This is a genomic window from Janibacter sp. YB324 (assembly GCF_014217915.1).
Classification (GTDB): Bacteria; Actinomycetota; Actinomycetes; order Actinomycetales; family Dermatophilaceae; genus Janibacter; species Janibacter indicus.
The window spans coordinates 862,134-882,929 of the sequence record NZ_CP060120.1 but is presented as its reverse complement, the minus strand read 5'-3'; the positions used below and the strand labels follow the sequence as shown (position 1 = coordinate 882,929).

General features: G+C 70.8%; 22 protein-coding genes and 1 pseudogene. 5 read left to right on the top strand and 18 right to left on the bottom strand.

What is annotated here, in order from left to right; translation table 11 throughout:
* Positions 1-67 precede the first annotated feature (67 nt).
* Both H7A72_RS04345 and H7A72_RS04340 read right to left on the bottom strand, forming a co-directional pair.
* Positions 68-379: a thiamine-binding protein gene (locus H7A72_RS04345; RefSeq protein ID WP_185221763.1), complete on the bottom strand. Its 312-nt coding sequence runs from the start codon at positions 377-379 to the stop codon at positions 68-70.
* Positions 380-391: 12 nt separating this feature from the next.
* A complete protein-coding gene (locus tag H7A72_RS04340; protein ID WP_185221762.1) occupies positions 392-1,870 on the bottom strand; it encodes a serine/threonine-protein kinase in 1,479 nt (492 codons plus the stop codon).
* Positions 1,871-1,973: 103 nt separating this feature from the next.
* On the opposite strand from H7A72_RS04340, the gene H7A72_RS04335 reads away from it, so the two are divergent.
* Positions 1,974-2,525 carry a hypothetical protein gene (locus H7A72_RS04335; protein ID WP_185221761.1) on the top strand — a complete coding sequence of 184 codons (552 nt, stop codon included), beginning with the start codon at positions 1,974-1,976 and terminating at the stop codon, positions 2,523-2,525.
* 203 nt (positions 2,526-2,728) lie between these two features.
* Here the strand turns inward: H7A72_RS04335 and meaB are convergent, their stop codons facing one another.
* The 3 genes from meaB to H7A72_RS04320 form a co-directional block, all read right to left on the bottom strand.
* Positions 2,729-3,697 (bottom strand): methylmalonyl Co-A mutase-associated GTPase MeaB, encoded by a 969-nt coding sequence (gene meaB / locus H7A72_RS04330; protein ID WP_084449381.1) that lies wholly within the window; start codon positions 3,695-3,697, stop codon positions 2,729-2,731.
* A 2-nt stretch (positions 3,698-3,699) separates the two neighbouring features.
* Positions 3,700-4,899: an acetyl-CoA C-acetyltransferase gene (locus tag H7A72_RS04325; protein ID WP_185221760.1), complete on the bottom strand. Its 1,200-nt coding sequence runs from the start codon at positions 4,897-4,899 to the stop codon at positions 3,700-3,702.
* A gap of 126 nt (positions 4,900-5,025) precedes the next feature.
* Positions 5,026-5,385, bottom strand: a complete 360-nt coding sequence (locus H7A72_RS04320; RefSeq protein WP_223277778.1) for a response regulator transcription factor — start codon at positions 5,383-5,385, stop codon at positions 5,026-5,028.
* Between the two features lie 206 nt (positions 5,386-5,591).
* Here H7A72_RS04320 and mce point away from each other — a divergent pair, with 206 nt between their 5' ends.
* Positions 5,592-6,023, top strand: a complete 432-nt coding sequence (mce, locus tag H7A72_RS04315) for a methylmalonyl-CoA epimerase (RefSeq protein ID WP_185221758.1) — start codon at positions 5,592-5,594, stop codon at positions 6,021-6,023.
* Between the two features lie 177 nt (positions 6,024-6,200).
* Here mce and H7A72_RS17065 read toward each other — a convergent pair.
* Positions 6,201-6,521: pseudogene (locus tag H7A72_RS17065) on the bottom strand (peptidase inhibitor family I36 protein); the annotation flags it as partial.
* 228 nt (positions 6,522-6,749) lie between these two features.
* On the opposite strand from H7A72_RS17065, the gene ccrA reads away from it, so the two are divergent.
* Positions 6,750-8,090 (top strand): crotonyl-CoA carboxylase/reductase, encoded by a 1,341-nt coding sequence (ccrA, locus tag H7A72_RS04305; protein WP_223277884.1) that lies wholly within the window; start codon positions 6,750-6,752, stop codon positions 8,088-8,090.
* A 350-nt stretch (positions 8,091-8,440) separates the two neighbouring features.
* On the opposite strand, the gene H7A72_RS04300 is transcribed toward ccrA, so the two are convergent.
* From H7A72_RS04300 to H7A72_RS04285, 4 genes are all read right to left on the bottom strand, one after another.
* Positions 8,441-10,447: an ABC transporter ATP-binding protein gene (locus tag H7A72_RS04300; protein WP_370543558.1), complete on the bottom strand. Its 2,007-nt coding sequence runs from the start codon at positions 10,445-10,447 to the stop codon at positions 8,441-8,443.
* Complete coding sequence (locus H7A72_RS04295; RefSeq protein ID WP_185221756.1) at positions 10,444-12,177, bottom strand: ABC transporter ATP-binding protein; 1,734 nt, start codon at positions 12,175-12,177, stop codon at positions 10,444-10,446. Before H7A72_RS04295 ends, H7A72_RS04300 begins: the two co-directional genes overlap by 4 nt.
* A 253-nt stretch (positions 12,178-12,430) precedes the next feature.
* The gene (locus tag H7A72_RS04290; protein ID WP_072624015.1) at positions 12,431-12,715 is read right to left on the bottom strand and encodes a hypothetical protein; all 285 of its coding nucleotides are present in this window, start codon (positions 12,713-12,715) and stop codon (positions 12,431-12,433) included.
* A gap of 101 nt (positions 12,716-12,816) precedes the next feature.
* Positions 12,817-14,025, bottom strand: a complete 1,209-nt coding sequence (locus H7A72_RS04285; protein ID WP_185221755.1) for a 3-hydroxyacyl-CoA dehydrogenase NAD-binding domain-containing protein — start codon at positions 14,023-14,025, stop codon at positions 12,817-12,819.
* Between the two features lie 108 nt (positions 14,026-14,133).
* On the opposite strand from H7A72_RS04285, the gene nucS reads away from it, so the two are divergent.
* Entirely contained in the window at positions 14,134-14,829 is a 696-nt protein-coding gene (nucS, locus tag H7A72_RS04280; RefSeq protein WP_084449374.1) for an endonuclease NucS, read from the top strand.
* Between the two features lie 5 nt (positions 14,830-14,834).
* On the opposite strand, the gene H7A72_RS04275 is transcribed toward nucS, so the two are convergent.
* From H7A72_RS04275 to H7A72_RS04260, 4 genes are all read right to left on the bottom strand, one after another.
* Positions 14,835-15,152 carry a hypothetical protein gene (locus tag H7A72_RS04275; RefSeq protein ID WP_185221754.1) on the bottom strand — a complete coding sequence of 106 codons (318 nt, stop codon included), beginning with the start codon at positions 15,150-15,152 and terminating at the stop codon, positions 14,835-14,837.
* A 25-nt stretch (positions 15,153-15,177) separates the two neighbouring features.
* Positions 15,178-15,435, bottom strand: coding sequence for a hypothetical protein (locus tag H7A72_RS04270; RefSeq protein WP_185221753.1), 258 nt, complete (start codon positions 15,433-15,435; stop codon positions 15,178-15,180).
* Positions 15,432-17,438: a protein meaA gene (locus H7A72_RS04265; RefSeq protein ID WP_255494297.1), complete on the bottom strand. Its 2,007-nt coding sequence runs from the start codon at positions 17,436-17,438 to the stop codon at positions 15,432-15,434. Before H7A72_RS04265 ends, H7A72_RS04270 begins: the two co-directional genes overlap by 4 nt.
* A 293-nt stretch (positions 17,439-17,731) precedes the next feature.
* The gene (locus tag H7A72_RS04260; RefSeq protein WP_083546019.1) at positions 17,732-18,088 is read right to left on the bottom strand and encodes an STAS domain-containing protein; all 357 of its coding nucleotides are present in this window, start codon (positions 18,086-18,088) and stop codon (positions 17,732-17,734) included.
* A gap of 187 nt (positions 18,089-18,275) precedes the next feature.
* Here H7A72_RS04260 and H7A72_RS04255 point away from each other — a divergent pair, with 187 nt between their 5' ends.
* Positions 18,276-18,908, top strand: a complete 633-nt coding sequence (locus H7A72_RS04255; protein ID WP_185221751.1) for a cob(I)yrinic acid a,c-diamide adenosyltransferase — start codon at positions 18,276-18,278, stop codon at positions 18,906-18,908.
* Between the two features lie 18 nt (positions 18,909-18,926).
* On the opposite strand, the gene H7A72_RS04250 is transcribed toward H7A72_RS04255, so the two are convergent.
* The 4 genes from H7A72_RS04250 to H7A72_RS04235 all read right to left on the bottom strand — a co-directional run bounded on the left by H7A72_RS04250 (position 18,927) and on the right by H7A72_RS04235 (position 20,685).
* Complete coding sequence (locus tag H7A72_RS04250) at positions 18,927-19,361, bottom strand: DUF2550 family protein (protein ID WP_185221750.1); 435 nt, start codon at positions 19,359-19,361, stop codon at positions 18,927-18,929.
* Between the two features lie 10 nt (positions 19,362-19,371).
* A complete protein-coding gene (locus H7A72_RS04245; RefSeq protein WP_084449582.1) occupies positions 19,372-19,641 on the bottom strand; it encodes a F0F1 ATP synthase subunit epsilon in 270 nt (89 codons plus the stop codon).
* A 73-nt stretch (positions 19,642-19,714) separates the two neighbouring features.
* Complete coding sequence (locus H7A72_RS04240) at positions 19,715-20,182, bottom strand: DUF2752 domain-containing protein (RefSeq protein ID WP_084449368.1); 468 nt, start codon at positions 20,180-20,182, stop codon at positions 19,715-19,717.
* Positions 20,179-20,685: an NINE protein gene (locus tag H7A72_RS04235; protein WP_223277777.1), complete on the bottom strand. Its 507-nt coding sequence runs from the start codon at positions 20,683-20,685 to the stop codon at positions 20,179-20,181. Before H7A72_RS04235 ends, H7A72_RS04240 begins: the two co-directional genes overlap by 4 nt.
* Between the last annotated feature and the right edge of the window lie 111 nt (positions 20,686-20,796).

Genomic DNA, 20,796 nt, shown 5'->3' with positions numbered 1-20,796 from the left:
TCAGTGGGTGCCCGCCGACGTGGCGGACGGTCCACCATCCCAAAGACCCCCGAAGGTCACAAAATCGTCACGAGGTGGCCGGGTCGGCGAGCAGGCCCCGGACCCGCTCGACCTTGGCGCTCATCTGCCCGGTGCGACCGGCCCGGATGTCGGCCTTCATGACGAGTCCGACGCGGTCGCCGTAGGGCTCCATGGCGTCGACGCACTGCTTGACGACGGCCATCACCTCGTCCCACTCCCCTTCGACCGTCGTGAACATCGACCCGAGGTCGTGGGGCAGGCCGCTGTCGCGGACGATGCGCAGCGCCGCGGCCACGGCCTCGGCGTAGGAGCCGCTGTCGTCAGGCGACGACGGGGCGATGCTGAAGGCGAGCAGCACGGGGTCCTCCGGTCACTTGGTCATCCTGATCCGGCCGTCGATCCGGGTCAACTCGTAGGTGTGGGTCTCGACGCTCTTGGGCCGACCCTTGGGGTCGTAGGTGAGCTTGACGCTCACCGTGGAGGCCTCCTCGTCGACGGTGATGTCCTCGGTCTGCACCGAGGCGATGCCCTCCCAGAACTCGTCGTAGCCTGCCCGGTCAGTCTGGCGAGCCGGCGCGAGCATGTCCCAGGCGGCGTCTCGGTCGGAGGTGACGGTCGCGAAGTACTCCTCGACGAAGCGGCGCCCCTCCTCCTCGGTGATCGGCGCGTCGTCGGAGGACTCCTGCGAGGTCTCGTCGGACGACTCCGAGGACTCCTCGGTCGTGGGCTCCTGCGTCGGCTCGGCGGTCTCGGTCTCGGTCGTGGTCTCGGTGAGCGTCTCGGGCTCACTGGAGGTCGGGGTCGTCGTGCTCGTCCCGCCAGCTCCGGGGTCGTCGTCGCCGCGGGTTGCGGCGAAGGCGATCGCGGCGACCGCGAGCGCGATGATCCCGGCGACGAGCAGCGCCCAGAGCAGACCATTGCCCTTGCGCGGCGCGGGCGCACTTCCCTGCCGGTCGAAGGGGGCCCCCACACCTCCCGCAGCGCCCGCCGCGGGTGCCACGGTCGTGCGGGCGGCCACAGGTGAGGCGCCGGCGGTGCCGCCGGCCGCGATGCTCTCGAGCCGGCGCAGGACCTGCGCCATCGTGCCGCGGCGGCCCGGGTCGCGCGAGAGCATGTCGGCGAGCACCGGCTCGAGCGGACCGGCCCGCTCGGGGCGGCGCGGCGGGCGCGCGGAGATGCTGCGCAGAGTGGCCAGGGCATTGCCCTGCGAGGGGTAGGCGTCCTGGCCCTCGACGGCGAAGTAGATCGTCGCGCCGAGCGCCCAGACGTCGGCGGCCTCGCCACCCTCGTCGCCCACGGCGACCTCGGGGGCCATGTAGCTCGGAGTGCCGGTCACCAGGCCGGTCTGGGTCAGCTGGTCGTCGGTGCCGGCGCGGGCGATGCCGAAGTCGCCCAGCTTGGGCCGCCCGCCCCCGATGAGGACATTGGCCGGCTTGACGTCGCGGTGCACGATGCCGGCCCGGTGGGCGGCGGCGAGCGCGCCGGCGAGCTGCGCGCCGAGGTCCGCGGCCCCCTTCGGCGTCATCGGTCCGCGCTCGCGGATCGCGGAGGAGAGCGTCGGGCCGGCGACGTACTCCATGACGAGCCAGGGCGTGCCCGCGTGCTCGGTGACGTCGTAGACGGCGACGACGCTCGGGTGGTTGAGGGCCGCCGCGGCCCTCGCCTCGCGCATCGCGCGACGGGTCTCCCCTTCGCTCTCGCCGGGGAAGTCACCGATCTGCTTCAGGGCAACCTGACGGCCGAGGACCGTGTCGCGGGCCAACCACACGGTGCCCATGCCCCCGCGGCCGATCGGGCGCAGGCGCTCGTAGCGGCCACCGATCAGCTCGGGCGTCGTGTCGTCAGTCATGTCCGGGCCAGCGTAGATGCTCGCGCTGGGCTACCGGCACGTAGACTGGCGCGCACGGGCACTCGCCCGGTCCAGACGCCACGTTTTGCAGGGGGATCCACCCATGTCGTATCCAGCCCCGCCGCCGCCCGGTGGCGCCGGTCCCAACCCCTACCAGGCCCCGGCAGGTGCTGCCGGCTTCGGTGCCGCCCCGCAGAAGAAGGACAACACCCTGTGGTGGATCCTCGGCATCATCGCCGCAGTGATCATCCTGTGCTGCTGCTCCGTCGGCGGGTTCTTCGTCTTCGCGGTCAACGAGGCCGATGACCAGATCTCGAGCTACACCTCCTCGGCCAACTCGTCGAAGAACTCCGACGCGGCCGGCGCGACGACGATCAGCGAGGGCGGCACCGCCAATGTCAGCGGCGCCGCGATCCAGTCCGGCTGGAGCGTCATCGGCGACGACATCTCGGGCCTGTCCGTGCGCAACGACAGCGGGTCCAGCGACTCCTTCTACCTGACCTTCTACTTCATGGAGGACGGTGACGTCATCGACGACGTCACTTGCAACACCAGTTACCTCGACTCCGGCAGCACCGACTACAACCCCACCTGCATCGGCGCCATCTCCGACATCGGCAACTTCGACGAGATCCGGGTCTCCGAGGGCCTCTGACCCACGCCCCCGGCACGACCGAGGCCGACCGCACGATCCCGTGCGGTCGGCCTTCGTCGTGCAGCCGGCCTGCCCCCACTGCGCCGTCACTCCACCCCTGACTCCGCATTGCCCTACGGCAATGCAGCAACCCGGTGGCCGGACTCTGCATTGCCCTACGGCAATGCTGTCCTGACTCTGCATTGCCGTAGGGCAATGCAGAGTCAGGAGGACAGGTCGAGCGTCTCGAGCAGCTCGTCGACCGCGGCGAAGGGGTCGCGGCCACCGTCCACGACCTGCTCGGCGAGCCGCTCGAGCAGACCGCCGGACCCGAGGTCGCCCATGCGGGCCCGCAGCCGGGCGATGGCCAAGGCGGTGATCTCGTCGCGCGCACGGGCGGTTCGGCGACGCCGCAGGGCGCCGCTGGCGGCGAGGTGCTGCAGGTGGTCGGTGACGGCGGCGGCGATGTCGTCAACCCCCTCGCCGTTCATCGCCGAGGCGCGCACGACCCGACGGCGCCAGCCGCCCGGGGCGGTGCCCTCGCCGAGCTGGATCATGTGCCGCAGGTCGCGCACGGTCGCGTCGGCTCCCTCGCGGTCGGCCTTGTTGACGACGAAGACGTCGCCGATCTCGAGGATCCCGGCCTTGGCCGCCTGGATCCCGTCGCCCATGCCCGGCGCGAGGAGCACGAGGGTGGTGTCGGCGGCGCCGGCGATCTCGACCTCCGACTGGCCGACCCCCACGGTCTCGACGAGCACCGTGTCGAAGCCCGCCGCGTCGAGCACGCGCACGGCCTGCGGCGTCGAGACGGACAGGCCGCCGAGGTGGCCGCGACTGGCGAGCGAGCGGATCCACACGTCGGGGTCACCGGCCGACTCGGTCATCCGGATCCGGTCGCCGAGCAGCGCCCCACCACTGAAGGGCGACGAGGGGTCGACGGCCAGGACCGCGACCCGCTGCCCGCGGGCCCGCAGCTCGCGGACCAGGGCATTGGTCGTCGTCGACTTGCCGACCCCGGGGGCCCCGGTGATGCCGACGACGTGCGCCCGACCCGTGTGCGGCGCGAGCAGGCGCATGACCTCTGGCAGGGCGGGGTGCTGGTCGTCGACGAGCGAGATGAGTCGCCCGACGGCGCGGGACGTCCCCGCCCTGGCCTCCTCGACCAGGACGGGGACGTCGACCGTGCGGCTCAAGCTCAGACGCTCGGCACGCGGATGATCAGCGCGTCACCCTGACCGCCACCACCGCACAGGGCGGCGGCACCGACGCCGCCACCGCGGCGCTTCAGCTCGTGGGCGAGGGCGAGGGTGATGCGGGCGCCGGACATGCCGAGCGGGTGCCCCATGGCGATGGCGCCACCGTTGGGGTTGACCTGCTCGTCGGCCAGACCCAGCTGCTTGGCCGAGGCCAGGCCGACGGCCGCGAAGGCCTCGTTGATCTCGACGACGTCGAGGTCGGAGACGGCGATGCCCTCCTTGGCCACGGCGGCCTCGATGGCATTGGCCGGCTGCGCCTGCAGGGTCGAGTCCGGGCCGGCGACGACGCCGTGGGCGCCGATCTCGGCGAGCCAGGTCAGCCCGAGCTCCTCGGCCTTGGCCTTGCTCATGACGACGACCGCGGCGGCACCGTCGGAGATCTGCGAGGCGGAGCCGGCGGTGATGGTGCCGTCCTTGGCGAAGGCCGGACGCAGCTTGCCCAGCGACTCGGCGGTGGTGTCGCCACGCACGCCCTCGTCGGTGTCGAAGACGACCGGGTCGCCCTTGCGCTGCGGGATCTCGACCGGGACGACCTCGTCGGCGAACTTGCCGTCGGCCCAGGCCTGGGCGGCCTTCTGGTGGCTCGCGGCGGCGAAGGCGTCCTGCTCCTCGCGGGAGAAGGCGGAGTCCTCGGCGTTCTTGCCCTCGGTGAGCGCGCCCATCGCCTGGTCGGTGATGACGTCGTGCAGGCCGTCGTAGGCCATCGAGTCCTTGAGCTTGGTGTCGCCGTACTTGATGCCCTCGCGGCTCTTGGGCAGCAGGTGCGGGGCGTTGGTCATCGACTCCTGGCCACCGGCGACGACGATGTCGAACTCGCCGGCGCGGATGAGCTGGTCGGCGAGCGCGATCGCGTCGATGCCCGAGAGGCAGACCTTGTTGACGGTGAGGGCCGGGACGTTCTTGGGGATGCCGCCCTTGATCGCGGCCTGGCGGGCCGGGATCTGGCCCTCGCCCGCGGTGAGCACCTGGCCCATGATCACGTAGTCGACGTCCGCGCCCTTGACGCCGGCCTTGTCGAGCGCGCCCTTGATGGCGAAGCCACCGAGGTCGCTGCCGGAGAAGCCCTTGAGGGAGCCGCTCATGCGGCCCATCGGGGTGCGGGCCCCGGCGACGATGACGGACACGGGACGATCGGACATCTGGATGCCTCCAACAACGGTGTGTGGTCTCGCGGCACCGGTCCCGGCGCCACGGCTTGCGCTCACCCTAGCGACGAGGACGAAGGGAGGGCAGCCCTGCCCGGGTGGGGCACGACACATGACCGGTCATTCGACGAAGCCGCACCGCACCGCCTCGATCCCCGCCTCGAAGCGGCTCTGGGCCCCCAGCTCGTCCATCGTCGCGGCGACGAGTCGACGCATCGTGCGGGTGGAGACCCCGAGGCGACGGGCGACCGCCTCGTCCTTCATGCCGCGGGCGAGGAGGGCGACGACCTGTCGGACCCGCTCGGTGGAGACGTCGCGGCCGGCGTCGACGGCCGTGTAGTGGGCACCGGTGGCCCAGTGCTGCTCGAAGAGTGCGACGACCGGGGCGGTGAGGGCGCGCCCCCTGAGGACGTGGGCGCCGAAGGACGCCCGCCGCGAGCTGGAAGATCCGGCTGCGCACGAGCGGCACAGGATTGCCACCGTGCACGGGTGGTCGCCCGTCGGGCGCTCGGGCAGCATTCCACCCGCTAGACGCCATTCGGCCGGATCGCCGGACCGGGCCGATCACCACCGGCTGGCCCGGTGGCGACGAGGAGCGCGTCCGCTGCTGACCGCCCCGCGCGGGTGGGACAGGCCACAGCCGAAGGGGGGCGCGCCGCCCCCCTTCGGCTCTCTAGGCTGCCGACATGACCGATCTCTTCACCGCCATCGACCACGTGGGCGTCGCCGTCCCCGACCTCGACGAGGCCATCGCCTTCTACCGCGACTCCTACGGCATGGAGCTCGCCCACGAGGAGGTCAACGAGGAGCAGGGCGTGCGCGAGGCGATGATGCGCGTCGGCGCCTCGGGCTCGTGCATCCAACTGCTGGCGCCGCTCTCCCCCGAGTCGACGATCGCGAAGTTCCTCGACCGCAACGGCCAGGGCATCCAGCAGCTCGCCTACCGCGTCGAGGACATCGACGCCGTGTGCGCAACCCTGCGCGAGCGCGGCCTGCGCCTGCTCTACGACACCCCCAAGCGCGGCACGAGCAACTCCCGGGTCAACTTCATCCACCCCAAGGACGCGCGCGGCATCCTCGTCGAGCTCGTCGAGCCGGCCGCCGACGCCGCCCACTGACGTCGACGCCGCGACGAGACACCACGACGAAGGGGGCGTGGCACCGGACGAACCGGTGCCACGTCCCCTTCGTCGTGCCGTGGTCAGCGACGCTTGATCGACGAGGCCTTGTTGTCCATCGTCGAGCCGACGTTGCCGTAGGTCCACGGGGTGGGCGTAGCGCGTCGTGCCGTTGTCGTTGGTGTAGTTGTGGAAGCTCCAGGTGCGACCGGTGCGGTTGCGGTAGCTGCTGATCTTGTTGTTCATCCCGCGCGGGCCCACGCTGTCGGCGAGGTTGACGTCGCCGTACTTGAAGACCGCTCGGGTGCCGGTGCCGTTCTTGCCGGTCCACACGCACAGGCGGTAGGCCGGGCAGGACCACGCAGCCGAAGTGGCCTGGGTCCCCGAGGTCCCGGCCGTCGCCGTGCTGGCCGTCGGCGCCGCCTGGGCGCTCAGGCCGCTGCCGAGGAGGGCAGGGGTCGGCGCCGGTCCGGGAGTGCCATGACACGGCCGGGCCACCGCCCGTGCCGAGGCTGTGAGAGGGAGGTCACGGCCGCACGTCCGTCGCCAGCGCGGTGGACGGGACACGATGGGCACCGATGCTGTCCGCCAGGTGGGCAGGCACCACACCCTGCCGTGTGAACTCAGTCATGAGTCCGTCCCCCTCGGCTCCGTGACGACCTAGGTTGCACGCAGACGCATTACCCCGACATCCCCGACGAGGCCGAGGAGCCCCCTTCAATGGCAATCGACCAGATCCGCGACGCGATCCTCTCCGGTGACCGCAGCGAAGAGACCTACGCCAACCTCCCCCTGCCGGACACCTACCGCGCGACGACCGTCCACAAGGACGAGGTCGAGATGTTCAAGGGTCTGCAGAGCCGCGACAAGGACCCGCGCAAGTCGCTGCACATCGACGACGTGCCGATCCCCGAGCTCGCCCCCGACGAGGCGCTCGTCGCCGTCATGGCCAGCGCGATCAACTTCAACACCGTGTGGACCTCGATCTTCGAGCCGGTCTCGACCTTCGGCTTCCTCGAGCGCTACGGCCGGCTCAACAAGTACTCCAAGCGTCACGACCTGCCGTACCACATCGTCGGCTCCGACCTCTCCGGCGTCGTCCTGCGCACCGGCGGCCACGTCTCGAAGTGGAAGCCCGGCCAGGAGGTCGTCGCCCACTGCCTGTCCGTCGAGCTCGAGGACGCCGACGGCCACGACGACACGATGATGGACCCGCAGCAGCGCATCTGGGGCTTCGAGACCAACTTCGGTGGCCTCGCCGAGCTGGCCATCGTCAAGGCCAACCAGCTCATGCCCAAGCCGGAGCACCTCACCTGGGAGGAGTCCGCCTCCCCCGGTCTGGTCAACTCCACCGCCTACCGCCAGCTGATCTCCAAGAACGGCGCCTCGCTCAAGCTCGGCGACCGCGTGCTCATCTGGGGCGCCTCGGGTGGCCTCGGTTCCTACGCCACGCAGATGGCCCTGGCGGCCGGCGCGACCCCGATCTGCGTCGTCTCCTCCCCCGAGAAGGCCCAGATCTGCCGCGACATGGGCGCCGAGCTGATCATCGACCGCAACGCCGAGGGCTACAAGTTCTGGAACGACGACAACACCGAGCAGAACCCCAAGGAGTGGCAGCGCCTCGGCAAGAAGATCCGTGAGCTCACGGGTGGCCACGACGTCGACATCGTCTTCGAGCACCCCGGCCGCGAGACCTTCGGCGCCTCGGTCTACGTCACCCGCAAGGGCGGCAAGATCGTCACCTGCGCGTCGACCTCGGGCTACATGCACGAGTACGACAACCGCTACCTGTGGATGAACCTCAAGAGCATCATCTCCAGCCACTTCGCCAACTACCGCGAGTCGTGGGAGGCCAACGAGCTGATCAACCGCGGTCTCGTCCACCCGACCCTCAGCAAGACCTACAAGCTCGAGGAGGTCGGCCAGGCGACCCTCGACGTACACCACAACAAGCACCAGGGCAAGGTCGGCGTCCTCGCGCTCGCCCCCGAGCCGGGCCTGGGTGTCACCGACACCGAGAAGCGCGCGAAGTTCGAGAAGCAGATCAACCGCTTCCAGGCGGTCTGACCGCACCAGCACCACACGAAGGGGGCTGCACCGGATCACCGGTGCGGCCCCCTTCGTCATGTGTGGAGCCTGCGGACGAAGGGGGCGTGCTCGGCGTCGTTGGTGTCACCTGGTGGCGTTGTGGTCACCTGGCTGACGTGAGAGGGGCAACCAGGTGACACCAATGCCACCGGGCTCGGTTGAGATGGCCCGCAGCGAAGGGAGCGGACGACGAGGAGGGTCGGCGCAGCGTCAAGCCGACGTCGTGAACGACAACCGGACCACGGGATCACGAAGGACGTCGGCAGCGCGCCCACCCCCTCTCCGGGAGCGCCCACTCCGGACGAAGTGGGACGGCTGCGCGGCACCCCTCAGGCGAGGCTGACCGCGGTGTCCAGCTCCGTCACGGCGGCGGCGAACTGGCTGCGGTAGAGGCGGGCGTAGGCGCCCTCGGCCGCGAGCAGGCTCTCGTGCGTGCCCTGCTCGGCGATGTGCCCGTCCTCCATGACGACGATGAGATCCGCGTCGCGGATGGTCGAGAGCCGGTGCGCGATGACGAAGCTCGTCCGGTCGCCGCGCAGCGCGGCCATCGCCTGCTGCACGAGGCGCTCCGTACGGGTGTCGACCGAGCTCGTCGCCTCGTCGAGGATCAGCAGGCTCGGGTCGGCGAGGAAGGCGCGCGCGATCGTCAGCAGCTGCTTCTCCCCGGCGGAGATGTTGCCGCCCTCGTCGTCGAGGTGGGTGTCGTAGCCGTCGGGCAGCGAGTGCACGAAGCGGTCGACGTAAGTCGCCTCCGCGGCGGCCCGCACCTGCTCGCGGGTCGCGCCCGGCCGCCCGTAGGCGATGTTGTCGCCGATCGTCCCGCTGAAGAGCCACGTGTCCTGCAGGACCATGCCGGTGCGCGAGCGCAGCTCGGCGCGCGACATGGTCGTGATGTCGACGCCGTCGATGGTGATCCGCCCGGAGTCGAGCTCGTAGAAGCGCATGGTGAGGTTGACCAGCGTCGTCTTGCCGGCACCGGTCGGCCCGACGATCGCGACGGTCTGGCCCGGCTCGACGACGAGGTCGAGGCCCTCGATGAGCGGCTTCGCCGGGTCGTAGCTGAAGGAGACGTCCTCGAAGGCGACCCGCCCGTGCCCGTCGCCTCGGGCGGCCGGCTCCTCCGGGTCCTCGACCTGCTCCGGCGCGTCGAGCACCTCGAAGACCCGCTCGGCCGACGCCACCCCCGACTGCATGAGGTTGGCCATCGACGCGACCTGGGTGAGCGGCTGGGTGAACTGCCGCGAGTACTGGATGAAGGCCTGCACGTCACCGAGGGTCATCGTGCCGGAGGCGACCCGCAGGCCACCGACGACGGCGATGACGACATAGTTGAGGTTCCCGACGAACATCATCGCCGGCATGATGATGCCGCTGACGAACTGCGCGCCGAAGCCTGCCGACCGCAGCTGTTCGTTGCGCTCGGCGAAGGCCGCGTCGACCTCCGCCTGCCGCCCGTAGACCTTGACGAGCGAGTGGCCCGTGTAGGTCTCCTCGATGACCGAGCTGAGCTCGCCGGTGGACGTCCACTGCTGGATGAAGTGCCGCTGGCTCCGCTTGCCGATCGCGCCGGTGAGCACGATCGAGATCGGGATCGTCACGAGGGCGATGAGCGAGAGCAGCGGGGAGATCCACACCATCATCGCGACCATCGCGACGACCGTGATGAGGCTCGTCAGCAGCTGGCTGAGGGTCTGCTGCAGCGACTGCGCGACGTTGTCGATGTCGTTGGTCACCCGGCTGAGCACCTCACCGCGCGGCTGCTTGTCGAAGTACGGCAGCGGCAGCCGGTGCAGCTTGGCCTCGACCTCGGCGCGCAGGTCGAAGACCACCCGGTTGACCGCGTGGACGATGACCCGCCCCTGCAGCCACGACAGCACCGCGGCGACGACGTAGAGCCCGAGCGCGAGCAGCAGGATGTGACCGATGGCCCCGAAGTCCATGCCCTGCCCCGGGACGAGGTGCGGCATGGCCGCGAGCATGTCGGCCTGGCGGTCCTCCCCCTTCGCCCGCAGCTGCTCGACGATCGTGTCGAGGGGGACGCGGGCGGGCAGCTCCGCGCCGATCCACCCGGCGAAGATCCGGTCGGTCGCCCGGGCGAGCACGAGTGGACCGACCGCGCTCAGCCCGACGGAGACGACGGTCAGGACGATCGCCGTGAGCACGCGGGAGCGTTGCGGGCGCAGCCGGCCGAGCAGGCGCTGCGCCGAAGGGAGGAAGTTCTTCGACTTCTCCCCCGGAGTGCCCATCTGCATCGGTCCGCGACGCGCGGCGGCGCCCGGTCCCCTTCGGGCCTGGGCCGCCTTCTCCTCCGCGGTGGGAACTTCGCTCGCGCTCATGCGGCCTCCTCCCGCGAAGCCTGGGACTCGACGATCTCGACATAGGTTGGGCAGCTCGCGAGGAGCTCGTCGTGGGTGCCGTCGCCGACGACCCGGCCGTCGTCGAGGACGACGATGTGGTCGGCGTCGACGATCGACGAGACGCGTTGGGCGACGACGATGACGACGCTGTCGGTGACGACGGGACGAAGGGCGGCCCGCAGCCTGGCATCGGTCGTCAGGTCGAGCGCGGAGAAGGAGTCGTCGAGGAGGTAGATCGCCGGCCGCCGCACGATCGCGCGGGCGATGGACAGGCGCTGACGCTGCCCGCCGGAGAGGTTGGTGCCGCCCTGGGCGACGGGTGCCTCGAGACCTCCGTCGAGAGCCCGGACGAAGTCCTCGGCCTGCGCCACGCGCAGCGCCTCCCACAGCTCGTCGTCGCTCGCGTCGGGCTTGGCCTGGCGCAGGTTGGAGGCGATGGTCCCGCTGAAGAGGAAGGCCTTCTGCGGGACGACCGCGATGCTCGACCACAGCAGGGCCGGGTCCTGCTCACGCACGTCGACCCCACCGACGAGGACCCGCCCGCCCGTGACGTCGTGCAGTCGGGGCACGAGGTCGAGCAGCGTCGTCTTGCCGGCGCCCGTCGACCCGATGATCGCCGTCGTGCGGCCGGGCTCGGCCCGCAGGTCCACGTCGCACAGCACGGGCGAGTCGGCACCCGGGTAGGAGAACTCCACGCCCTCGAGGACGACGGAGGGTCGCTGCTCGACCATCGGCCGGGGCTCGCTCGGCGGGACGACGCTCGACTCGGTCGACAGCACCTCGTCGATGCGCCCGGCGGAGACGGCAGCCCGCGGCAGCATCATCGACATGAAGGTCGCCATCATCACCGACATGAGGATCTGCATGAGATAGGTCATGAAGGCGGTGAGGGCACCGATCTGCATCTGCCCGCTCTCGATCCGGTGCGCACCGAACCACAGGACGGCGACGGTCGAGAGGTTGAGGATCAGCATGACGATCGGGAAGGCGAGCGACATGAGGCGGCCCACGGCGACCGCGGAGGCCGTGTACTCGGTGTTGGCCACCTCGAAGCGCTCGCGTTCGCTCCCTTCGCGCACGAAGGCACGCACCACCCGCACGCCGGTGATCTGCTCGCGCAGGATCCGGTTGACGGTGTCGACGCTCGTCTGCATGCGGCGGAAGTTGGGAATCATCGCCCGGATCACCAGACCCACCGACACGGCGAGCAGCGGCACCGCGACCGCGACGAGCCAGCTGAGACCGATGTCCTCGCGCAGGGCCATGATCACGCCGCCGATCATCATCATCGGCGCGGTGACCATCATCGTCAGCGCCATGTTGGTGACTGTCTGCACCTGGGTGACGTCATTGGTCGTGCGCGAGATGAGCGTCGGGGCGCCGAAGCGGGCGACCTCCTGGGCGCTGAAGCTGCCCACCCGCGAGAAGACGGCCGCGCGCAGCCGCGCGGCCATCGTCGCCGACAGGCCGGCCCCGATCCACGTCGCGGCGATGGTCGCGACGATCTGGACGACGGAGACGGCGAGCATGACGCCGCCGTGGCGCACGATGTAGCCGGTGTCGCCGGTCGCCACACCGTTGTCGATGATCTCGCCGTTGAGGCTGGGCAGGTAGAGGGAGGCGAGGGTCGCGGCGAGCTGCAGGACGAGGAGCAGCAGGACCCGGCCGCCCGTGCCGCTCAGATGGCGGCGCACGAGGCTGATGAGCACCGGTCGATTGTTGCACCGTGCAGGTAGTGCACCAACAGCTTTTCGATCCAGAAGAGGCCGCCCGCGGCCGTCTTGCTGTCGGTCCCTGAGGAGGCCGCCCGCGGCCGTCTCGAAGGGTCAGGCCGGGATATCCGGTGCTGGCCGGGAAATCCGCTGATGACCGCGCAATTGCACGGCCCGGAGCAGATATCCCGGCCATGTCAGGACTTCTCGGCCCGCGGATCGACGGGGCGGCCCGAGCGGGCCAGCCCCCTCAGCGTCCGTAGCGCCCTTGGTCGCGCGCCTGCCAGCAGCGCGAGTGCCAGTGCCGTCGGTCGTCCGCTCCCCCGAGCCCGTCGTCGGGCCAGACGACGACGTGGGGCGTCCCCGGTCGGATCTCGTGCGTGCACCCGGGGCACGTGTAGGTGCGCTCGGAGGTCTGCCCGGTGAGCCGCCGCACGATCCACGCGCGGCCCATCCACGTCTCCCGCGTCTGCGGTGCCCGGCCCAGCGCGAGCGGTCGGTGCTCGTCACGGCGACGGCGGTTGCTGCGGGGCATGACTCCAGTCTGGCAAACGTCGTGATCCACGATGCCCAGCGCAGGCCCCCTTCGTCCCCGGAGGGATGAAGAAGGCCTGCGGATGAGTTCGTGCGCGGCGATCAGTAGGTGCGGAAGCCCTCACCGGTCTTGCGGCCGAGCTTGCCGGCGGCGACGACCTCGCGCAGCAGCCGGGCCGGGGTGAGCGACTCGTGCTTGAACTCCGCGAGGAGCTCCTCCTCGATCGCCAGGGCGACGTCGTTGCCGACGACGTCGAGCAGGGCGAAGGGCCCCATCGGGTAGCCGTAGTGCTCGGTGATCGCTCCGTCGACCGTGTCGATCTCTGCGCCCTCCTCGTGCGCCTTGATGGCGTCGTTGAGGTAGGGGAAGAGCAGCGCGTTGACGATGAAACCGGCGCGGTCGGCGCAGCTGACGGCGACCTTGCAGGTGCTGCGGCACAGGTCGAGGACCGTGTCGAGCACGTCCTGACCGGTCGTCGGGTGGTTGATGACCTCGACGAGCTTCATCACCGGCGCGGGGTTGAAGAAGTGCATGCCGACGACGTCCTGGGGGCGCTTCGTCTGGGCGGCGAGGTCGGCGATGGACAGCGAGGAGGTCGTCGTCGCGAGGACGGCCCCGGGCTTGCAGATGCGGTCGAGGTCGGCGAAGAGCTGGTTCTTGATGCCGATCTCCTCGGCGATGGCCTCGACGACGATGTCGACGTCACCGAGGGCCTCGCGCTCGGTCGCGCCGGTGAGGCGGCCGAGGATCGCGTCGGCGTCGCCCTGCTCGAGCCGACCCTTGTCGACCTGGCGGGCGAGGTTCTTGGCGATCTTGGCGGCGACGGCGTCGACCTTGTCCTGGGTGCGCGCGATGTAGGTCACGGGGAAGCCGTTCGCCGCGAAGACCTCGACGATGCCGCTCGCCATGGTGCCGGAGCCGACGACGCCGACCGTCTTGACCGGGCGGGCGGCGCCCTGCCCGGTCGCGGCCGGGGTCAGCTCGTCGGCGACGACCTCGTCACCCTCGTAGGTGTAGAAGCCCTTGCCGGCCGCCTTGCCGGTGCGCCCCTCGGCGATGAGTCGCTCGATGGCGGCGCTGGGCTGGTGACGCGGGTCGCCCGTCTGCTCGAAGCGCGCGGCGAGCGCGTCGCGGACGGTCTCGAGGCCGAGCTCGTCGATGACGGTGAGCGGCCCCTTGGGCAGGCCGCAGCCGAAGCGCATGCCGTTGTCGAGGTCCTCACGCGAGGCGTACTGCTCGTCGAACATCGAGGCGGCGTGGTTCAGGTACGGGAAGACAAGGGCGTCTGCAAGGGCGCGGGAGTCTGACATGACGAGCACTATCGCAGTCCACCTGACCCCCCGGGTAGGGGTTCGCGGCGTGACGGTCCGCACAGGGTCGATCACGCGCGAACCCGTGGTGCGCGTAGGGTCTGCGGGGTGCGAGTGGTGATTGCGACGTGCAGTGTCGACTACGAGGGGCGGCTCAACGCCCACCTGCCCCTGGCGACCCGCCTGCTCATGGTCAAGGCCGACGGATCGGTCCTCGTCCACAGCGACGGCGGCTCCTACAAGCCGCTGAACTGGATGGCCCCGCCGTGCTCCATGGCCGAGGTCGAGCCCGACGAGACCGAGGCCGCCGAGGGGGTCGAGTCGGTCTGGGTCGTCCAGCACGCCAAGACCGAGGACCGCCTGCGGGTCAAGCTCCACGAGGTGCACCACGACTCCGCCCACGACCTCGGCGTCGACCCCGGCCTGGTCAAGGACGGTGTCGAGGCTCACCTGCAAAAGCTGCTCGCCGAGCACATCGAGACCCTCGGCGAGGGCTACACGCTCGTGCGCCGCGAGTACATGACGGCCATCGGCCCGGTCGACATCCTCGCCAGGGACGCCCAGGGCGTCTCCGTCGCCGTCGAGATCAAGCGCCGCGGCGAGATCGACGGCGTCGAGCAGCTGACCCGCTACCTCGAGCTGATGAACCGCGACCCGGCCCTGCGCCCGGTCACCGGTGTCTTCGCCGCCCAGGTCATCAAGCCGCAGGCGCGCACCCTGGCCGAGGACCGCGGCATCCGCTGCGTCACCCTCGACTACGACGAGCTCAAGGGCATCGACACGAGCATGCACCGCCTCTTCTGACCGGTTCAGTCCAGCTCCAGCCGGACGAAGGGGGCGTCCGTCACCTCGCCGGGTGGTCTGGCCAGCACGAGCACGGTCTCGCCGCGGTGCAGGTCGGCGATGGCACCGAGCGTGGCCGGCTGGGCCTCGCCGGCCGCGAGTCCCTCCTCGTCCTCCAGCGGCGCGCCGAGCCGCTGCGCCAGCTCCTCCCCGACCGCCAGGCCAGGTGGTCGCACGAGGGCGAGCACCCGCTCGCCCGCGAGGGCGTCGACGAGGGAGGCCACTCCCTTCGCCCCGCGGGGTGGGGTGGCGACGAGCAGGGTCGCCGGGCAGTGCAGGGCCACCACTCGACCCTAGCCCCACGCCGGGTCACATCAGGCTGATCGCCAGCCCGATCGCGCACGGGAGCATCGTCACGATCGTCCCCAGGCCGAGGCCACGCGCGGCCGGGCGGGGCACGGGCAGCAGCGCGGCACCGATGGCCGCGCCGACGCCGCAGGCGACGAGCCCGGAGAAGGCGATGTCACTGCCGGTGTACGCCAGCGCACCGGCGACGACGACCCAGGCGATCGCCGCTACGGGGACCGCGACGACCGCGTGCAGCCAGGAGACCCGGGCGCTGCTCACGCGTCGACGGTCTCCCGGGCGGGGAGCCCGCGGCGCTCACGGATGATGTCGACGAAGGAGCCCATGATCTCGTTGAGACCGAAGTCCTTGGGCGTGAAGACGGCGGCGACACCGAGCTCGCGCAGCCGGGCCGCATCGGACTCGGGGATGATCCCGCCGACGACGACCGGGATGTCACCGGCACCCTCGGCCTCGAGGCCCTTGAGGATGTCGGGGACGAGCTCCATGTGCGAGCCGGAGAGGATCGAGACGCCGACGAGGTCAACGTCCTCGGCCACGGCCGCGGAGACGATCTGCTCGGGCGTCAGCCGGATGCCCTGGTAGACCACCTCGAAGCCCGCGTCACGCGCCCGCACGGCGATCTGCTCGGCGCCGTTGGAGTGGCCGTCAAGGCCGGGCTTGCCGACGAGGACGCGCAGCCGCTCGCCGAGCTCCTCGCCCGTCGCGGCCACCCGCGAGCGCACCTCGACGAGGTCCGCCGAGCCGCCGTCGGCGACGCCGACCGACCCGGAGACCCCCGTGGGAGCGCGGAACTCACCGAAGACCTCACGCAGCGCCTGGGCCCACTCCCCGACGGTGACCCCGGCGCGGGCGCAGACGAGCGAGGCCTCCATGAGGTTGTCGTCGGTCGCCGCGACCTCCTTGAGGCGGGCGAGCGAGTCGGCGGCGGCCTGCGGGTCGGCGTCGCGCTCGGTGCGCCATGCGCGCACGGCCTCGACGGCCTTGGCCTCGACATCGGCGTCGACGGTCTGGATCGCGGTGTCGAGGTCGGCGGTCAGCGGGTTGGGCTCGGTGGTCTCGAACTTGTTGACGCCGACGACGATGTCCTCGCCGGCCTCGATCCGCTGGCGACGCAGCGAATGGCTGGCGACGAGCGCGTTCTTCATGTAACCCGACTCGACGGCCGGCACTGCACCGCCCATCTCCTGGATCCGGTCGATCTCAGCCTTGGCGCCCTCGACGAGCTCGGCGACCTTGCGCTCGACGACCGGCGAGCCGGTGAAGAGGTCGTCGTACTCGAGCAGGTCGGACTCGAAGGCGAGGACCTGCTGCAGGCGCAGCGCCCACTGCTGGTCCCACGGGCGGGGCAGGCCGAGCGCCTCGTTCCACGCGGGCAGCTGGACCGCGCGGGCCCGGGCGTCCTTGCTCAGCGTGACGGCGAGCATCTCGAGCACGATGCGCTGGACGTTGTTCTCCGGCTGGGCCTCGGTCAGGCCGAGGCTGTTGACCTGGACGCCGTAGCGGAAGCGGCGCTGCTTGGCGTCGGTGACGCCGTAGCGCTCGCGGGTGATCTCGTCCCACAGCTCGACGAAGGCGCGCATCTTGCACATCTCCTCGATGAAGCGCACGCCGGCGTTGACGAAGAAGGAGATGCGGGCGACGACCTTGCCGAAGTCCTCGTCGGGCACCCGGCCGGACGCCTTGACGGCGTCGAGCACGGCGATCGCCGTCGACATCGAGTAGGCGATCTCCTGCACCGGCGTCGCCCCGGCCTCCTGCAGGTGGTAGCTGCAGATGTTGGTGGGGTTCCACTTGGGGATCTCGCCGACGGTGTAGGTCACCATGTCGGTGATGAGGCGCATCGAGGGCCCGGGCGGGAAGACATAGGTCCCGCGGCTCAGGTACTCCTTGATGATGTCGTTCTGCGTCGTGCCGGCCAGCCGGGCACGCACCTCGGCCGGGTCTTCCCCCGCGGCCTCGGCCTGCTCCTCGGCGGCGACCTGGTAGAGCGCGAGCATGTACATCGCGACGGCGTTGATCGTCATCGAGGTGTTCATCTCGCCGAGCGGGATCTGGTCGAAGAGCCGACGCATGTCACCGATGTGGCTGATCGGCACGCCCACCTTGCCGACCTCGCCCCGGCTGAGCACGTGGTCGGGGTCGTAACCGGTCTGCGTCGGCAGGTCGAAGGCCACCGACAGACCGGTCTGGCCCTTGGCGAGGTTGCGGCGGTAGAGCTCGTTGGACGCGGCCGCGCTGGAGTGCCCGGCATAGGTCCGCATCACCCAAGGGCGGTCGCGCTCGGGACGGGCTGCCTCGGCTGCGGGCGTGGGGGCATCGGTGCTGTCGGCCATAGGTGGCAAGGTACCCGCGCGCCCCGGCGTGGCGTAGGCCTGTCCGCGGTGAATGACGCCACACCCGGGCGCACCACCCCGCAGGCGAAGGGGGCCGACGTCACCCGATGCGGTCGGTGACCAGCGCCATGGGTAGCGCCCCGCCGTCTCGCTCGTCACCGTGCAGTCCTCCCGCCGTCTCGACGCCGGGAGTCCAGGTGCGGCGGCGCGGCCGCGCGCGCTCAGACCGCGACGGTGCGGCGGCGCAGCGCGAGGGCCGGCGACGGCGTCTCGTGCAGGAGGCGCACCAGCCCGGCCCGACGCAGCAGGCGCGTGGTCCGCTCGTCGGCCCCGACGTAGCGCAGGCGACGTCCGGCACGCGCCGCGCGCGCATGCGCCGCGACGAGCGTCGCGAAGCCGACCTGGTCCACCACGGTCGACTCGGAGATGTCCACGAGGACCAGGTCACCCCCTTCGCGCACGGCGGTGACCAGCTCCTGCCGTAGGTCTGCGCTGTGCCGCAGGTCGAAGGGCACATGAACTCGGACGCGGGTGGTCCCTGCGCCACCCACGGGCGACAGCGCGGTCGTTGCGCTCATGACGGCTACCTGCTTTCCCCTGCGTGAACCGTTGTCACCCAGTGTGACGTGCGAAACACCGCCGGGGTTGCACCTGCCAATCACGATGTCATCACGCCATGACCAGTGTCAGGTCAGGACTCCCCCTTCGCGCCACCATCCGGACGACCCCGGGACGGCGCTCGCGGGGGTCTGCGACGATGACGCCATGGTCAACCTCACGAGGATCTACACCCGCACCGGCGACGAGGGGACGACCGCGCTCGGCGACTTCAGCCGCACGAGCAAGACCGACTCCCGTCTGCAGGCCTACGCCGACGCCAACGAGGCCAATGCCGTCATCGGTGTCGCCGTGGCCACCGGCGGCCTGACCGACGAGGTCGTCGCGACCCTCACCCGGGTGCAAAATGACCTCTTCGACCTCGGCGCCGACCTGTCGACGCCGCTGCAGGCCGACCCCGAGTACCCACCGCTGCGGGTCAAGCAGGAGTGGATCGACGAGCTCGAGGCCGACTGCGACCGCTACCTCACCCAGGTCGACAAGCTGCGCTCCTTCATCCTGCCCGGCGGCACTGCCGGCTCCGCCCACCTGCACCACGCGACGACCGTCGTGCGGCGCGCGGAGCGCTCGGCGTGGGCGGCCCGGGAGGAGTACGGCACCGAGACGGCCGACGAGCGCGGCACCGGCGGGGTCAACCCCCTGACGACGACCTATCTCAACCGCCTGTCGGACCTGCTCTTCATCCTCGCCCGGGTGGCCAACCTGCCGATCGGCGGCGACGTGCTCTGGCAGCCCGGCGGTGGCCGCGAGGAGCGCCCCACCAAGGACGCACGACCGTGAGGAGAGGCGAAGGGGGGCTCAGGTCACGTTGACGTTGTGGCCCGGCGGCGCCGACTCCAGCCAGGAGCGGATCGCCGGGTAGATCTTCGGCTCGACCGCGAGGCGGGCGAGCACCCCGTCACGGCCGCTGAGCGTCACCGAGAGGGCACCGTCGAGGCCCGGGATCGAGACGGTCTCGCCCGACTGCGGGGTGGAGATCTCCAGGCCCTCACGCAGCCAGGTCATCGTCGGGTGCGTCGTCACTCTTCCGACGCTGAACCAGTCGAGCCGGTCCGACCCGAGACGCAGAAACCCGAGTCGCCATCGGGGCGACTCGGGCAGCTTGACCGCGCAGGGGCAGACGGGGCCGTGGGCGGCGAGGGAACGGCGACGCAGCCACACCAGCACCAGCCACAGCGCGAGGAGCAGACACCCTGCGAGCAGGACGAGCTCGACCGCCTGCAGGGTGGACATGAAACGTGCGTCAGGCCTTGGCCGGGGTCTGGACGGTCTCGGCGACGATCGTGACGTTGTCGTGGTCGACGGACAGGAAGCCACCGTCGATCGTGGCGGCCTGGTCCCCACCTTCGGTGGTGTGGATGACGATGTCACCCTCGATCAGCACGCCGAGCAGCGGGGTGTGACCGGGCATGATGCCGATCTCGCCCTCGGTGCTGCGGGCGCGGACCATGCTGGCCTCGCCGGACCAGACCTTGCGGTCGGCGGCGACGAGTTCGACGTTGAGGGAGCTCACGGGAGGGGGGTCCTTCGTCTCGGTGGTGCGGGTGTCCATCGTAGCCCGCGCGCCAGCGGGCTATGCGCGCGCCTCAGGCGACGACGAGCGCGAAGTAGTCCTGGCCCAGGCCGATGCTGACCGCGCGGACCAGGGAGTAGCCCAGCCAGACCACGGTGAGCGCGATGAGGAGGCGTGGGTTGAGCCGATCGAAGAGGGCGCCGGTGGGGATCCGACGGATCAGCGCGTAGACCGTCCACAGGACGATGCCGGCGGCCGCCACCATCGCGATCGGACCGAAGAAGTTGTACTCGAAAGCGGTACCGACGTTGCCGTGGGCGAGGTGGACCCACGAACGGGTCATGCCGCACCCGGGACAGGGCAGGCCGGTCGCGATGCGCAGGAGACAGGTCGGAGCACCCGACTCGACGGACTGGACCGGCCACAGCCGGGCGATGACCAGACCCGCGAGACTCATGACGGCGAGGATCGGCATGATGGTCCGCTCGGCGATGCTCACGCCGCGTGCGAAGTGCACCTGCCCGCCGGTCTGCTGGGTCATCGCAGCGGCCGCCCGTCGACGTCGACCATCTTGCGGGTCACCACGAGGATGATGTCGATGAGGGTCCAGACGGTCAGACCACCGCAGGTGACGAGCTTGAGCACGCCCAGCCCGGTCTGGCCGAGGTAGAAGCGGTCGACACCGAAGCCACCGACGAAGATCGACAGCAGCAGGGTGGTCATCCACTCGCGGCTGGAGAAGAGCCCGGGCACCTGCGACGCGGGGAACCACGTCTGCTGGCCCTCGGCGCGCACCGGGGTGTCGCCCTTGAGCTGACCGCCGACGGCCATGCCGGCGAGCTGGGTGAGGTCGTAGGGCCCGTAGTCCTGCCCCATGACGTTGAGGTGGTAGCGCTCGGCGCCGGTCAGCTGGGGAGCTTGCTGGTAACCGGGCGCCTGGTAGCCGGACTGCGGCTGGCCCTGGCCGGGCTGGCCCTGGGCTCCGCCGGCGCCGGGGGGCGGGGGCGGGCCGGGCGTGTGCGGCTGGTCGCCGGGAGTCGTCATGGCCGCCAGTGTAGGGGGCCCCTCCCCAGCGGCCCAAATGCCGTACCACGACAACGAGACGGCCGCCCCCTTCGATGGACGAAGGGGGCGGCCGTCGCGTGGACGCGGGGC